The organism is Azospirillum sp. ST 5-10 (assembly GCF_051225715.1).
Lineage (GTDB): Bacteria > Pseudomonadota > Alphaproteobacteria > Azospirillales > Azospirillaceae > Azospirillum.
In genome coordinates, this window is the sequence record NZ_JBPJSP010000060.1 from 1 (window position 1) to 12,824 (window position 12,824).

General features: G+C 71.6%; 14 protein-coding genes. 12 read left to right on the forward strand and 2 right to left on the reverse strand.

Annotation, left to right across the window (positions count from 1 at the left end; genetic code table 11):
• The 12 genes from ACSBPG_RS31495 to ACSBPG_RS31550 form a co-directional block, all read left to right on the forward strand.
• Window positions 1-231: hypothetical protein (locus tag ACSBPG_RS31495; RefSeq protein WP_435541214.1), on the forward strand; the 231-nt coding region annotated here is incomplete at its 5' end.
• Complete coding sequence (locus ACSBPG_RS31500; protein WP_435541215.1) at window positions 228-1,733, forward strand: hypothetical protein; 1,506 nt, start codon at window positions 228-230, stop codon at window positions 1,731-1,733. The genes ACSBPG_RS31495 and ACSBPG_RS31500, both read left to right, overlap by 4 nt.
• Window positions 1,730-1,954 (forward strand): hypothetical protein, encoded by a 225-nt coding sequence (locus ACSBPG_RS31505; RefSeq protein ID WP_435541216.1) that lies wholly within the window; start codon window positions 1,730-1,732, stop codon window positions 1,952-1,954. The genes ACSBPG_RS31500 and ACSBPG_RS31505 overlap by 4 nt, the downstream gene beginning before the upstream one ends.
• Window positions 1,954-2,313 (forward strand): hypothetical protein, encoded by a 360-nt coding sequence (locus ACSBPG_RS31510; RefSeq protein ID WP_435541217.1) that lies wholly within the window; start codon window positions 1,954-1,956, stop codon window positions 2,311-2,313. Before ACSBPG_RS31505 ends, ACSBPG_RS31510 begins: the two co-directional genes overlap by 1 nt.
• 86 nt (window positions 2,314-2,399) lie before the next feature.
• Window positions 2,400-3,629, forward strand: a complete 1,230-nt coding sequence (locus tag ACSBPG_RS31515; RefSeq protein ID WP_435541218.1) for a hypothetical protein — start codon at window positions 2,400-2,402, stop codon at window positions 3,627-3,629.
• Window positions 3,630-3,639: 10 nt separating this feature from the next.
• Window positions 3,640-5,307, forward strand: a complete 1,668-nt coding sequence (locus tag ACSBPG_RS31520) for a lytic transglycosylase domain-containing protein (protein WP_435541219.1) — start codon at window positions 3,640-3,642, stop codon at window positions 5,305-5,307.
• 6 nt (window positions 5,308-5,313) lie between these two features.
• Window positions 5,314-9,060 (forward strand): hypothetical protein, encoded by a 3,747-nt coding sequence (locus ACSBPG_RS31525; protein WP_435541220.1) that lies wholly within the window; start codon window positions 5,314-5,316, stop codon window positions 9,058-9,060.
• Window positions 9,057-9,332, forward strand: coding sequence for a hypothetical protein (locus ACSBPG_RS31530; protein ID WP_435541221.1), 276 nt, complete (start codon window positions 9,057-9,059; stop codon window positions 9,330-9,332). The genes ACSBPG_RS31525 and ACSBPG_RS31530 overlap by 4 nt, the downstream gene beginning before the upstream one ends.
• Before the next feature lie 11 nt (window positions 9,333-9,343).
• Window positions 9,344-10,033: a cell wall hydrolase gene (locus ACSBPG_RS31535; RefSeq protein ID WP_435541222.1), complete on the forward strand. Its 690-nt coding sequence runs from the start codon at window positions 9,344-9,346 to the stop codon at window positions 10,031-10,033.
• Window positions 10,030-10,260 carry a hypothetical protein gene (locus tag ACSBPG_RS31540; protein ID WP_435541223.1) on the forward strand — a complete coding sequence of 77 codons (231 nt, stop codon included), beginning with the start codon at window positions 10,030-10,032 and terminating at the stop codon, window positions 10,258-10,260. The genes ACSBPG_RS31535 and ACSBPG_RS31540 overlap by 4 nt, the downstream gene beginning before the upstream one ends.
• A gap of 7 nt (window positions 10,261-10,267) precedes the next feature.
• Window positions 10,268-10,411 (forward strand): hypothetical protein, encoded by a 144-nt coding sequence (locus ACSBPG_RS31545; RefSeq protein WP_435541224.1) that lies wholly within the window; start codon window positions 10,268-10,270, stop codon window positions 10,409-10,411.
• 37 nt (window positions 10,412-10,448) lie between these two features.
• Window positions 10,449-11,201, forward strand: coding sequence for a hypothetical protein (locus ACSBPG_RS31550; protein ID WP_435541225.1), 753 nt, complete (start codon window positions 10,449-10,451; stop codon window positions 11,199-11,201).
• Here ACSBPG_RS31550 and ACSBPG_RS31555 read toward each other — a convergent pair.
• A complete protein-coding gene (locus ACSBPG_RS31555) occupies window positions 11,195-11,695 on the reverse strand; it encodes a hypothetical protein (RefSeq protein ID WP_435541226.1) in 501 nt (166 codons plus the stop codon). The two genes, ACSBPG_RS31550 and ACSBPG_RS31555, sit on opposite strands and share 7 nt — an antisense overlap.
• Window positions 11,692-12,411: a hypothetical protein gene (locus tag ACSBPG_RS31560; RefSeq protein WP_435541227.1), complete on the reverse strand. Its 720-nt coding sequence runs from the start codon at window positions 12,409-12,411 to the stop codon at window positions 11,692-11,694. Before ACSBPG_RS31560 ends, ACSBPG_RS31555 begins: the two co-directional genes overlap by 4 nt.
• Between the last annotated feature and the right edge of the window lie 413 nt (window positions 12,412-12,824).

Here is a 12,824-nt window from a genome sequence, read left to right on the forward strand (position 1 = left end):
ATCATCGATCAGGGCGGGTATGGGTCTGTCACAGCCGATGGCGGTGGCGGTGGTGGCGGCGGCTATTTCGGCGGCGGCGGCGGCTCGCCGAGCCGTGGTGGTGGCGGTGGCAGCGGCTACATCGACGCCGCCCTATTCGACGGCGCCTTCGGGTCGGCGGCCGACAGCGACCGGCTGTCCACCTTCGGCAATCCGGGGAGAGACGGCATGGCCGCGCTGGTGATGCCATGACGTTGACCCGCTTTCAGCCGCAACCCGGGCTCAGGCCGGATCGCACCGCCCCCACGGCCGAAGGGTACTGGCGCGACGGAAACCTCGTCCGGTTCGCCGATGACAACGGGGTTGAGCCTGTCGGGGGCTGGGCGAAGAAGGTGCCCGACGTCTTGACCGGCGTGCCGCGGGCGATGAAGGCATGGGCAACCCTCAGCGGGCGGCCCATGGTGGCGTTCGGCACGCATTCGGCCCTGATGCTGCTCTACGGCGGGGCGCTCTACGACATCACGCCCGACGACCTGGTGGCCGGGCGCGCCTCGGCGGTCCGCCTGCTGGGCTGGGGTGCCGGAGCCTGGGGGCGGGGGACCTGGGGCACGCCGCGCGCGACGTCCGGGATCATCGCGCCGCTTCGGACGTGGTCAATCGACGCTTGGGGGCAGATCGGGATTGCCTGCCCGGCTGGCGGATCGATCTACCAGATTGACCCGACGCTGCCCGGGCAGCCGGCGACCGTCATTCCGAACGCGCCGACCGCCGAGCTGATCGTCGTCGATCCGCAGAACGTTACCCTGATCGCCTTCGGGGCCGACGGCGATCCGCTCAAGATCCAGTGGCCCGACCGCGGCAGCCTGACGACGTGGACGCCGACCGCGACCAACCGGGCGCGCGACGTGCAGGTGCGCGACGGCTCCCGGATCGTGGCGGCGCTGCGGTCGCGCGGCGAAATCCTGGTGTGGACGGATACGGCGCTCTACTCGCTGGCCTATCAGGGCGGCACCTACGTCTACTCGCTGCAGCGGATCGGCGACGCCGACATCATCGGGCCGAACGCCGTGTGCGAGGTGAACGGCGTCGTCTACTGGATGGGGCGGCAGGGCTTCTATGCCTACAACGGCGCAATCCAGTCGATTCCCAACGAGATCGACCGCACCGTGTTCGAGGCGCTGGACACCCTCCAGGCGGCCAAGATCTGCGCCGGGCCGCTCGGCAGCCGCGGCGAAGTGTGGTGGTTCTACCCGTCCACCGAAAACGATCCCGGCGAGAACGACCGCTACGTGGCGCTGGACACCCGGCGCGGCCTGTGGATGCGCGGGGAACTTGATCGCACCGCCTGGGTCGACGTCGGGCCGGCCAGCAGCCTGCCCACGGCCGCGTCGTCGACGGGCTCCGTGTACGAGCACGAAACCGGGTACGACGCAGACGGCGAAGAACTCGGCGCGTGGGTCGAGAGCGGCGCCGTCGACATGGCCGACGGGGACCGTGTCGTGCGGGTCCGCCGGGGCGTGCCGGACATCCGGTGGACCGGCACCGGCACCGTCAACTTGACCTGGCTGGCGCGCATGTGGCCCTCGGAGGCCGCGACGGAACACGGGCCCGACGCCATCACGCCCGGCACCACGAAGGTGGATCGCCGCGTCACCGGCCGCATGCTGGCGCTGCGCTTCGAATGGGCCGGCACCGGCTTCACGGCGCGGGTCAACCCGATCCGGCTGGACAGCACCGTAGGAGGACGCCGTTGACGCCGCGACGCTATCCCGTGCCCGACTTCCTCGCCCCGCTGGCGCGATCCCTCGAACAGCGTGACGTCGAGCTTGGCGCGCCGCTGTCGGAACAGGCTTACACCGTGAGCGGGTACACCGAAACCCGGACCCTCAACGCGTCGACGGCCACCGCCGCCGACGTCGCGAACTTCGTGTGCACGCTGGTGGCCGACCTGCAGCGGGCGGACAGGCTGCTGTGATGGACGCGGACACCTGCTTCCGGCTGATCGGGGAGGCGCTGCCCTACGGCGGCCACACCCACACCGTCGACGACGTGGTGTCCGCCGTCGCCGAGGGTCGGATGCAGATGTGGCAGTCGGACCGCTCCCTCCTGGTGACGGAGCTCCGGCGGTACCCGCAGCTCCTGGCCGTGCGGATCGTGCTCGGGGCGGGGGACCTGGCCGACATCTGGGAGAACCTGGAGCCGCGCGTCGAGGCGTTCGCGCGCGAGATGGGCGCCACCCGGATAGAGGCGGTGGGCCGGATGGGTTGGCTGCGGGCGGCGGCACCCCATGGGTATGGCATGCCGCGGGTCTGCATGCATCGTGACCTAGCCTGATGACTTTGGTCCTTTTGTTGTGGTAGAAATTCCCTGATATCGCCAGCGTCGGGAGACGCCGGGTCCCCTTGACGGAGGTGTGTGCCATGGATGGCGGCAGCGACACCGTAACGCAGAAGACCGAAATCCCGGGCTACATCGAGGACCGGCACAAGAGCATTCTGGATTTCGGCGACCAGCTCACCGGGCAGCCGTACACGGCCTATCCCGGCATGCGGATCGCGCCCTTCACGGCCGATCAGACGGCCGGGTTCGACGCGGCGAGGACGGCGGCCGGGACCAACCCGGGTCTCGGCTGGGGTGTGGCGCAGGGCGCCGCGGCCGGCCTTCAGGGCTACAACCCCCTTCAGACGGGCTTCGGCCACGGCGTCGCGTCCGGTGTTGCGGCAGACCCCAACATCCGCGACGTGGCGGCGAACCCCATCACGGCGGCGCAGTTGGGCCGGGGCTCGGTGCGGGACGTGGCGGCCGGCTCGATCCCGGCAACCGATCTCGGCGGCTACCTGAACCCCTACACGGACACGGTGGTCAACAACGCCATCAGCGATCTGGACCGGTCGCGCCGCCTGGCGATGAACGACGTCGGGGACGACGCCGTGGCCGCGGGCGCGTGGGGCGGCTCCGGCTGGGGCGTGGCGCAGGGCGAGACCAACCGCGCGTTCGCCGACGCCGTCGGCCGCACGTCCGGCGAACTGCGGGCCGGCGGCTACGATCGCGCGGTGGCGGCGGCGCAGACGGACCTTGACCGCTCGCTTGAGGCGCAGGGCCTCAACCAGGGCATGGACTGGAACGTCGGGAACCTGAACACCGGCCTGGAGCAGACGACGCGCCAGTTCAACTCGGAACAGGATCTCCGCGGCCAGCTCGCCAATCAGCAGGCGGACGTTGCGCGGGCGCAGACCCGGCTTGCCGCGGCCGGCCAGATGGCGGACAGCTCGACGGCGCGCAACAACGCCATGCTCGGCCAGACGTCGGGCCTCCTCGGCGCGGCCGATCAGATGCGGACCTCGGGCCTCGCCCGGCAGGCGCGCGACCTGAACGGCAGCAACGCCCTGCTCGGCATCGGCGGCCAGCAACAGGCCATGGATCAAGCCAACCTCGATCTGGCCTATCAGGACTTCCTGGCGCAGCGGGGATACCCGATGGAGCAGCTTTCCCAGCGGCTCGCACTGCTCCGGGGCTCGCCGACCGGCAGCACCACCAGCACCACGCAACCCGGCGTCAGTCCGTTTTCGCAGGGCCTCGGCTTCCTGTCGGGCACGGCCGGCCTCTACAGCCTCATGAGCGGCAAGCCGCTCTTCGGCCTCCTGCAGTAGGAGCATCGCCATGGGCGTGTCGTATCCGGCCCTCGCTCCGCACATCACGGCGGCGTCGCAGCGCTTCGGCCTCGATCCGAAGTTGATCGCCTCCCTGATCCGGGCCGAGTCCGGCGGCGACCCGACGGCCGTCAGCCGGGCCGGGGCGCGTGGCGTCATGCAGGTGATGCCGGCGACCTATGCCCACATGGCGCCGCGGCTCGGGCTGGCCGGCGACCCGATGGACCCGGCCAACAACATCATGGCGGGCGCCGGCTACCTGCGCGACATGATGGACCGCTACAACGGCGACACCCGGCTGGCGCTGGCGGCCTACAACGGCGGCCCGACCCGGCTCGATGCACGGGAACGGGACGTCTCCCGCATGCCGGCCGAAACGCAGGCCTACGTCAAGCGGGTGATGGGCGGCCTCGGTGGGCTGGGCGGGGTGGAGGCGCCGGTCCTGTCCGGTTCCGTCGGGACGGACGTGCTGGGCGATCCCGGCACCGATCAGCTCCAGACGCCGGCGGCGCCGGCGGCGCTGCCGCAGATCAGCGGGCGCGCCGGCATGGCCGAAGGCCTCGCCCTGCTGGAAGCCTCGAACGCCCTGATGAGCAAGAAGGGGCGGGGGCTGCTGGGCGCTCTGAACACCCTCGTGCAGGGCCTCGGGCGCGGCCTCATTGCCGGCCGCGACGTCCAGGAGCGGGAGGACCGGCGGGCCGCCATGCTGGCGCTGCAGGACCCGAACCTCGCCGACGAACAGAAGCGCGCTCTCCTGGCCCGGGCGGCGCCGGAGGCGGTGGCGGCGTCGGAGATCGGCCGGCTGTATCCCAAGACGTCGCTGCCGACCGACGACATGCGGGAATACGAGTTTGCGAAGTCGCAGGGGTTCACCGGCTCGTTCGCCGACTGGCAGACGCAAATGAAGCGGGCGGCCGTCGGCGGGGCGCGCTACGGCAACACGCCGATCTATGGCAAGGACGCGCAGGGCCGTGACGTGATCCTGCAGATCGGCAGCGACGGGACGGCCGTGCAGACGCCGCTTCCGGAAGGCGTCTCGCTGGCGCCGGGGGTCGAGCGGGTGGACCTGGGCACGCATTGGGGGCTGGTCGACCGCTCGGGCAACCTGACCGGCACCCTCGCGAAGGACCTGGCGGGCGCGGAGCGGGACAAGAAGGTCGGGCAGGCCGAAGGCGAGCGGATCGCCGACGCGCCCAACGTCGCCCTGCAGGCGGACCGCATGCTCGCCTCCATCGACGGCGTCCTCGGCAACCCCGTTCTGGAGAAGAGTACGGGCATGCTGGCCTGGACCAGCGCCCTGCCCGGGACCGAGATGTACGACTTCGGACAGCAGGTGCAGCAGCTCCAGGGGCAGGCCTTCCTGCAGGCGTTCGACACGCTGCGCGGCGGCGGCCAGATCACCGAAGTCGAGGGCAAGAAGGCGACCGACGCCATTGCCCGTCTCAGCCAGGCGCAGACCTCCGAGGGCTTCCGGCGCGCGCTGGGCGAGCTGCGCAGCGTCGTCGACGTGGCACGGCAGCGGGCGCAGGAGCGCGCCGCGCAGGGCCGGGGCGGCGGGGAGACCACGGCGCCGCTGCCGTCGAACCGGTCGGACTGGAAGTCTGGCAGCGTCTACCAGACCCCGGGCGGCCGGGCCCGCTACCTCGGCAACGATCAGTGGGAAATCGTCGGGGAGTAACGGCGCATGGGCAAGGTGGTCAGCACCGACGAACTGTTCGGCACCGCCGGCAAGCAAGCGGCGCCGAAAGGCCGTGTGGTCAGCACCGAAGAGCTCTTCGGCGGCTCTCCCGCTCCGGCGGAAGCTCCCGCTCGGCCGCCGGCGAGCGACGGGCTCGGCCTCAACGCCGCCGCCGGCGCCAACGACTTCATCGCCTCCGCCTTGGGAGCGCCGGCCGACGCCGTGAACGCTCTCTTCGGCGGCGCGGACTGGCTCTACAACCAGGTCGTCGGCAGCGAGGGGCGCCATCTGTCGACCGACGCGCCGATCGGCGGTTCGGCCAGCATCCGGCGGGGCATGAGCTCCATCGGCATCGCCAACCCCGACAACGTCGAGGCGCAGACCTTCGGGGAGCGTCTGGCGCGCGGGGCCGGCGCCGGCGTGGCCGGGGCGGTGGTGCCGTGGGCCGGTGCCCGGGCGGCGCTGGGAAGCGCCGTCGACACGGCCGCGGCCTCGATCCCCGGCGCCATCGCGCGCGGGCTTGCGGCGGGTGGCCCGGGCACGAACGCGGCCATCGGCGCGGCGGGCGGGCTCGGGGCTACGGCGGCCGGCGACGCGGCTGGAGAGGGCCCCTTGCGTCCTCTGGCAGAGCTGGCCGGCGGCTTGGCCGGTGGTGTTGCCGGCGGCTTGGCGGCCAGCGGCGCCGGGTCGCTCGCCTCGTCGGCGCGGGCGCTGCGGCCGGGCATGGCGGGCCGGCCGTCGGGGACCGAGGAAATCGTAGCGGAGACCCTGCGCCGGAACGCCAAGGACCCGGGGACGCTCGTCGACCGGCTGAGTCAGCCCGCGGAACTGGTGCCGGGCTCGATGCCGACCACGGCGCAGATGGTCGGGGACACGAACCTGTTGACGCTCGAACGCGGCGTGTCCCGGCGCTCGCCGACCGCGACGGCGGCTTTCCTCGATCGGCAGGCGACGCAGAACGCGGCGCAGACGGCCGCGCTGGAAGGGCTGGCGCCGGAAGGCGCGGTGCCCCGCGTCGCCGAGGACGTGACGGCCCACGGCGGGCGGCTGCGCACGCTGCTGCAGGCGGCGAAGAGCGCGGAGAAGGCGCGTCTCGGCAACCTCTACGCCGGGATCGATCCGGAAGGCGCGCTGGCGCTGGACATCACGCCCGTCAAGACGACGGTCCGGCAACTGGTGGCCGACCTGCCGAAGGCCTCGGCGCTGGGCGCCACGGAACGGCGCCTTCTGGAGACGGTGCAGGGCATGCCGGACGTCGAGGCGTTCCGGCAAATCCAGGCGCTCCAGTCCGAGCTGAAGGGGGCGATCCGCGCCGAGCGTGCCACCGGTGGCGACACGCGGGCGGTGCGCCGCATGTCCATCCTGCTGGGCTTGCTCGACGACGCCATCGGCAGGGGCGGGCGTGCGGCCGACGATGCGGCGCCCACGCCGGTTGCCGCGCCCTCGGACGCCACCGGTCCGGCGCCGGCGGTCGGGAATGTGGTCTACACGGAAACCGCGGGGCCTCTGCCCGTCCGATTCGCCCTCGTCGAAGGCGACACGCTGCGGCCGGCCACCGGTGATCTCCAGCCGCGCGACCGCGGCCGGGCGGCGTCGGATGCCATGATCGCCAAGACGGCGCGGGAGCTGAACCCCGGCCGGCTTGGGGCGAGCGCCGAGCTCGGCTCGGGCGCGCCGATCGTGCGGCCCGACGGCACGGTGATCGACGGGAACGGGCGGTATCGCTCCATCATGATGGCGCACTCGGCCCGCGGGCAGCGGAGCGCCGACTATCGCGCCTGGCTGAAGGCGCAGGGGTTCGACCCGGAAGGCATGCGCAACCCGGTGCTCGTGCGCTTGCCGGAACAGGATCTCAGCCCCGACCAGTGGCGGGGCGTGGCGCGGGAAGCGAACGCAGGGCGCGGCATGGCCTACAGCGCGCCGGAGCGGGCGGCGCTCGATGCCGACCGGCTCGGCGGCGACGTCCTCGATCTCTACCGCGGCGGCCCGCTGGACGCGCCGGAGAACCGGGAGTTCGTCCGCGCCTTCGCGGGGAAGCTGGACCCGACCGACGTCAACAGCTTCGCCGACCGGCAAGGCCGGCTGAGCGTCGACGGGCGGCGCCGGCTGCAGGGGGCGGCGCTGCGCCGGGCCTACGACAACCCGCAACTGGTCTCGTCGCTGCTGGACACGGGCGACGACAACATCCGGGCGCTGGGCCGGGCCCTGACCGATGCCGCGCCGGCGATCGCCAAGCTGCGGGCGGCGATCGAGCGTGGCGACGTCGGCCGGGAGATGGACCCGGCGGCGGCCATCGCCGAAGCGGTGCGCCTGGTGCAGCGCGCGCGGTCCTCCGGCATCCCGCTGGGCGACGTCGTCGCCAACGCGGACGCCTTCAACCCGCTGGACCCGCTGGCGCTGGAGTTCCTGACCGCGGCCTACGGGCCCAACCTGACCCGTGTTTCCGCGAGCCGCGCGACGGCGGCGTTGACGTCCTTTGCCGACGAGGCGGCGCAGGCTGGCGCGGCCGGGCAGATGTTCGGCGGGGCCTCGGCGCTGGACGTGATGCGCGGCGCCGCACGTCGGGCCGGGGACGGGGGCGTCGCGCCCGACGCTCAGCCGCCCATGCCGGAGACGGCGCCGCCGCGCACTGACCCGTCGGTGATGCCGCAACAGGCTCTGGAGCCGAATTTCGGGCCGGAAGACGCGGCCCGGTACCGGGGGGCAAACGAGCAATACCGGCAGTTCGCCGAGCGGTTCAAGGGCGGGCAGGTGGGCAACGTCCTGGCGTCGGACCGCGTCGGCGGGTGGCGGGTGGCGGATGCCGACGTGGCGGCCCGGTTCTTCAACACCAACCGTCGGTCGGTGCAGGACATCCAGGCCCTGGTGCAGGCGGTCGGCGATCCGGAGCGGGCCGGGCGTCTCCTGGCGGACTACGCCGCGGACACGCTGCGCACCGGTGCCATGAACCCGGATGGCTCGCTCGATGTGAACCGCTTTTCGTCCTGGCTCCAGCGGCACGGCGAGGCGCTGCGCGCGGTCGACGCGCTGGCCGGCGGCAATGCCCTGCGGCCCCGGGTGGGGGGTGACGCGGGCCTGCGCCGGGCGGTGCTAGAGACGATCAAGCGGACGCTGCGCAGCACCGGGGAGGCCGGGGATACCGGCCTGGGCCTGTGGTCGGCCGATCGGTTCCAGCGGTTCGTCGCCAACAACAGGCCGGCGCTGGAGCTGGTGTTCGATCGCCAGCAACTCGACACGATGGAAGCGGTGGCGACCGATCTGCGGCGGATGCAGCGGAGCGTCACGGGATCGCGCCTCGGCGGCGGCTCGGACACGGCGCAGAACGCGGCGGCGATGGCCGATCTCCCGGGAACGTCGACGTTCCTTGGTCAACTGCTGGGCGCCATGGGACGCGCCGGCGGGGCGGCCGGCGGCGCTGCTGCGGGGGCGCTGACGTTCGGGCCTTGGGGCGCGGTCGCAGGCGTGCTGGGCGCGGAGGTTCTGCGCGCCGGCCGCGCCTCGGTCCAACAGCGCATCGACGACCTGTTGACGTCGGCCATGCTCAACCCGGACGTGGCGCGGGCGCTGCTGACGAGGGTTCCCCCTGGTGACGTCCCTCCGTCCATGGCGGCGCAGATGCGCAACGCCCTGGTGAAGGGCGGCCTCCTGGGAGCGGTGGAGGCGTCCCGGCCGGACGACAGGGACGCGCTGGTGATGCGGGCTGCACGGGCCGTGGGCTCGGTGGGTCGCGCTCTTGGGAGGACGGCGCCGTGACCGTGACCTTGTCCCTCGACCTGATCGTTGCCGGCGGCGGTCTGGTCGCCTTCTGCGCTGGCGTGCTGTGGCGGGTCTCCGGCCTCGTGCACCTGGTGCGAATGCTCGTCGAGCGCGTCGCGGCCCTCGAGCGCCGCGCCGACGACCACGACGACAGCCGCGGCGTGGTGGCGGAGCGCCTGGCGCGGATGGAGCAGGCCATGCACGACACGCGGTCCGCCGTGCAGCAACTCGTGGCGGCGCTGCGGCCGGGCACGCACCCGGCGGAATGATGGAGAACGGCATGAAGAGCGAACGCGAGATCGTCGCCCGCACCCTGTGGGGCGAGGCGCGCGGCCAAGGGCACAAGGGGATGGAGGCGGTGGCCTGCGTGATCCGGAACAGGGCGACGCACCCGCGCTGGTGGAGCCGCAACAAGGCCGACGACATCCCCGACGACACGTTCAGCGCGGTGTGCCTCGACCCCTGGCAGTTCTCGTGCTGGCTCGCCAAGGACCCGAACCGGGCGAAGCTGCTGGCGGTGACGGAGGCCGATCCGGCGTACCGCCTGGCGCTCGAGGTGGCCGACGACGTGCTGGCCGGCCGGCTGGAGGACGTGACCAACGGGGCGGATCACTACTGCACCAGGGCGGCGGCGTCGCGGACGTCCTGGGCGAAGGGGCGCAAGCCGGTGGCGACCGTCGGCGACCATCTGTTCTACCGGCTCGAGCTGCCGCCGCCGAACGCCATGAAGCCGCTGGCGAAGTCGAAGACGGTGCAGGGCGGGGCGGCCAGCATCGCGGTGGCCGGTGGCATCGCCGCGGCGCAGGAGGTCGTCAACCAGGTCGGCGCGGCGCGTGCGATCTGGGATCAACTGCGGGGGTCCCTCCCCGAAGTCCATCCCGGGTGGCTGGCGGCCGCCGTACTGGCGATCGGCGTGGGCTTCATGCTGTGGCGTCGGCGGCAGGATCACCGGGCGGCGGGGGCGTCATGACGCTGCTGAAGCTGCTGTGGAGCAAGGCGGCGGGCTACGTGCTCGCCGCCGTCGGGCTGCTGGCGACGCTCGCGGCCTTCGCGGCGTCCCAGCGCCGGGCGGGGCGCCAGCAGGAGCGCGCCGCCACCCTCGCCAAGACGATGGAGATCCGCGATGCGCAGGACCAAGCTGCCGCTCGCGCTGCTGGCGACGACACTGCTCGCCGGCTGCGCGACGGCTCCTTCTGACCCGTCGGTGTGTCCCGTTGTCGTCGAATACGGCCGCGAGACGATGGCGCGCGCCGCCGACGAGCTCGACGCGCTGCCCGCGAACTCGGCGCTCCGGCGGATGCTGGACGACTACAAGGTGGAGCGGGCCCGCCTGCGGGAATGCCGGTGAGCGAGCGATTCCCATCTGGTTTCACGAGGTGTTGACCATGGATGCCAGCGGCTTCGATCTCGCGGACGCGCGCGTCGGTGAGCGTGCCCTTCTCGAAACCTTCCCTCTCCCCGACGCGCCCCATGCCGCCATGCTGCGGGCGGCCCGGGATGCCCTCTGCGCCTCGCTCCGGGCCCGGCGGCTCACCGCCATCCTGTCCGACGACTGGCAGGACCTCGCCCGGGTGAACCGGCGGAACCTGGACTCGTGGGTGCCGCTGCTGCACCGGGCGCCGTCGCTTCCCTCGTTCTGGGTCGGCGCCGTCGACGACGACACGGGCGAGGTGGTGGCGACGCAGGCCGGGCTCCTGGTGGACTGCACCGGCCGCTCGTTCGGCGACCGCCTGTCCGACCTGTCCATGTTCTACGACCGCCCCGGCGACGCGCCGGCCGGGGAACGGTGTTTCGTCGGCTCCGACCTGCCGTTCGACACGGACGGCCTGGTGTGCTGGATCGCCGCCGGCTGGACGCATCCGACGCTGCGCGGCCGCGGCGTCTTCCACGTCGTCGGCCGGCTGGTCCGCGTGGTGTCGTGGGCCCGCTGGGCGCCGAGCTGGTGGTGCGGGGTGGTGACGCCGGACATCGCCCCGGTGTGGTCCGCTGCGAAGGCCGGGCCCCGCCACATCGACCGGCGCCCCTCGATCCTCTACCAGCAGGCCGGCGTAGAGCGCCCGCCGTTGCACTTCCTCAGGCTCGGCCGCGGCGGGGTGCAGATGGACCTCGGCGCCCTCGCCGCGCGCCGGGGTCAGTGAAGGGCGATCGCGGAGAGGACGGCTCTCCGCCCGTCCCGGGCCCGCCAGCCGCACAGGGCGTGGCTGTAGAGCCAGGGGTCGGCGCCCAGCCCGTGCATGGCGATCTGGTTGAACACCGGCCCGTCCTCCATCGCCGTCGCGTACTCCGTTCCGAGGTGGGCCGGGAAGTCGGCGTGGGGGTTGTCGACGTGCGGCCGGCCGAGCTGCTGGCGCGCCCACCCGCGGCCCAGCACGGCGATGGTCGGCGCGCCGATGTAGCGGAACAGGAGCGGGCCATCCGGCGTGTCGCTGGCGAGGAAGGTGCAGCGGTGCAGCAGGTCGGTGCGCTTCAGGTAGCCGAACACGGCCGGGCACAGCTCGGCGTGCCGCCGGCACTCCCAGATGACGTCGGCCTGCCAGTCGGCCATGCGGCTGGTGGGCTCGCGGTGCAGGTCCAGGCGGATCGCGGGGCGGGTCGTGGCGCCGCGGCGAGGGAGGTGGACGACGCTGCTCATGCCGCGCGCTCCTGCTGGAAGGCCTCGGCCATCGCCGCATAGATCGCGCGGGCCTGTTCCTCGCTGATGCCGCCGATCCGGGCCCCGGCCGCCACCATGGCGACGCTGGGCTGGACAGGCAGGGCGACCGCCTCGGCCCCGGCCTCGCCGAAGGCATTCACCGCGTCGGCGAAATCGGAAGAAGGTTGATCGCGCAACTCGGTTGCCTGGGCCCAAAGGCGCCGCCGTGCATCTCGACGGAGTTGGCGATAGGTTTCCGTGAACTGAGCCTCTGCCGCTTCCACGTCCGCAACGAATCGCTCGAGCTGCTGAACCCATTGCTCTCGTTCGTCCGGCTGAAGTTTAAGGAGAGCTTCTAGAATACGGTGTTCAAGAAGAACCCCCTTTACTGTCCGGCCGGAGCGAGAGGCATTCGTCCTCTCTTCCAATCCAATAGAGGATCGGAGTTGCTCTGACAGCTTCAGGATGTTTCGGCCGTCGTCAGCGCTCTTCTGGCCGCGTCGCTCAGCCTCTTCGATGCCAAAGTGTATTGCTTCGCCGAGGGGCCCGCCGAAGCGCTCGGCAGCCGCAAGCAGTGTGCGCTTCAGATACACCGCCGGGTGTTCAGAGTCGCACCGCCCAAGCTGAAGGTCCTCCAGCTGGTCTGCGAACATCGCCAACTTCGCCAGCGCGCCCGCGGGGGTGCGCGCCGGCAATTTGGCGACGGCTTCCGACATCTCCGATTCCTGCCGAGCACGGAGGTCATATCCGGGGTCTCCTGGCTGTCCGCCTTGGCTACTCGCTCGCCAGACATGGAAGGCCTCCAAGAGGACATCATCTCTTTTACCGGTTTTCATGATGGATTCTCCTGTCGTGAGCTACTTGCTTGAGCGAGTATGATTAACAACAAAAATAAAATTCGCAGATCAGAGCATAAAACTTAAAAACTCATCAGTAATGATTGAGCGGTCACGGGATATATCTGAGGATGGCGAGCGTATGTGTTGTAATATTTATGCCGGCGCGTCGTTTTCGTCGATGATCTCCCGATCACACTGAACTCCGAAGCCCAGCTTGTATGACTTCCACTCATCGGGCGACCTCCTGATAGGATGGTTGGCCTGAAGGCCGGGAGAGGGTCGCCGCGTTC

Bases quoted from the DNA above. Each gene is read 5' to 3' on its own strand.
- ACSBPG_RS31500 (WP_435541215.1), top strand. From the start codon at position 228: ATGACGTTGACCCGCTTTCAGCCGCAACCCGGGCTCAGGCCGGATCGC.
- ACSBPG_RS31510 (WP_435541217.1), top strand. From the start codon at position 1,954: ATGGACGCGGACACCTGCTTCCGGCTGATCGGGGAGGCGCTGCCCTAC.
- ACSBPG_RS31515 (WP_435541218.1), top strand. From the start codon at position 2,400: ATGGATGGCGGCAGCGACACCGTAACGCAGAAGACCGAAATCCCGGGC.
- ACSBPG_RS31520 (WP_435541219.1), top strand. From the start codon at position 3,640: ATGGGCGTGTCGTATCCGGCCCTCGCTCCGCACATCACGGCGGCGTCG.
- ACSBPG_RS31525 (WP_435541220.1), top strand. From the start codon at position 5,314: ATGGGCAAGGTGGTCAGCACCGACGAACTGTTCGGCACCGCCGGCAAG.
- ACSBPG_RS31535 (WP_435541222.1), top strand. From the start codon at position 9,344: ATGAAGAGCGAACGCGAGATCGTCGCCCGCACCCTGTGGGGCGAGGCG.
- ACSBPG_RS31540 (WP_435541223.1), top strand. From the start codon at position 10,030: ATGACGCTGCTGAAGCTGCTGTGGAGCAAGGCGGCGGGCTACGTGCTC.
- ACSBPG_RS31550 (WP_435541225.1), top strand. From the start codon at position 10,449: ATGGATGCCAGCGGCTTCGATCTCGCGGACGCGCGCGTCGGTGAGCGT.
- ACSBPG_RS31555 (WP_435541226.1), bottom strand. From the start codon at position 11,695: ATGAGCAGCGTCGTCCACCTCCCTCGCCGCGGCGCCACGACCCGCCCC.
- ACSBPG_RS31560 (WP_435541227.1), bottom strand. From the start codon at position 12,411: ATGTCGGAAGCCGTCGCCAAATTGCCGGCGCGCACCCCCGCGGGCGCG.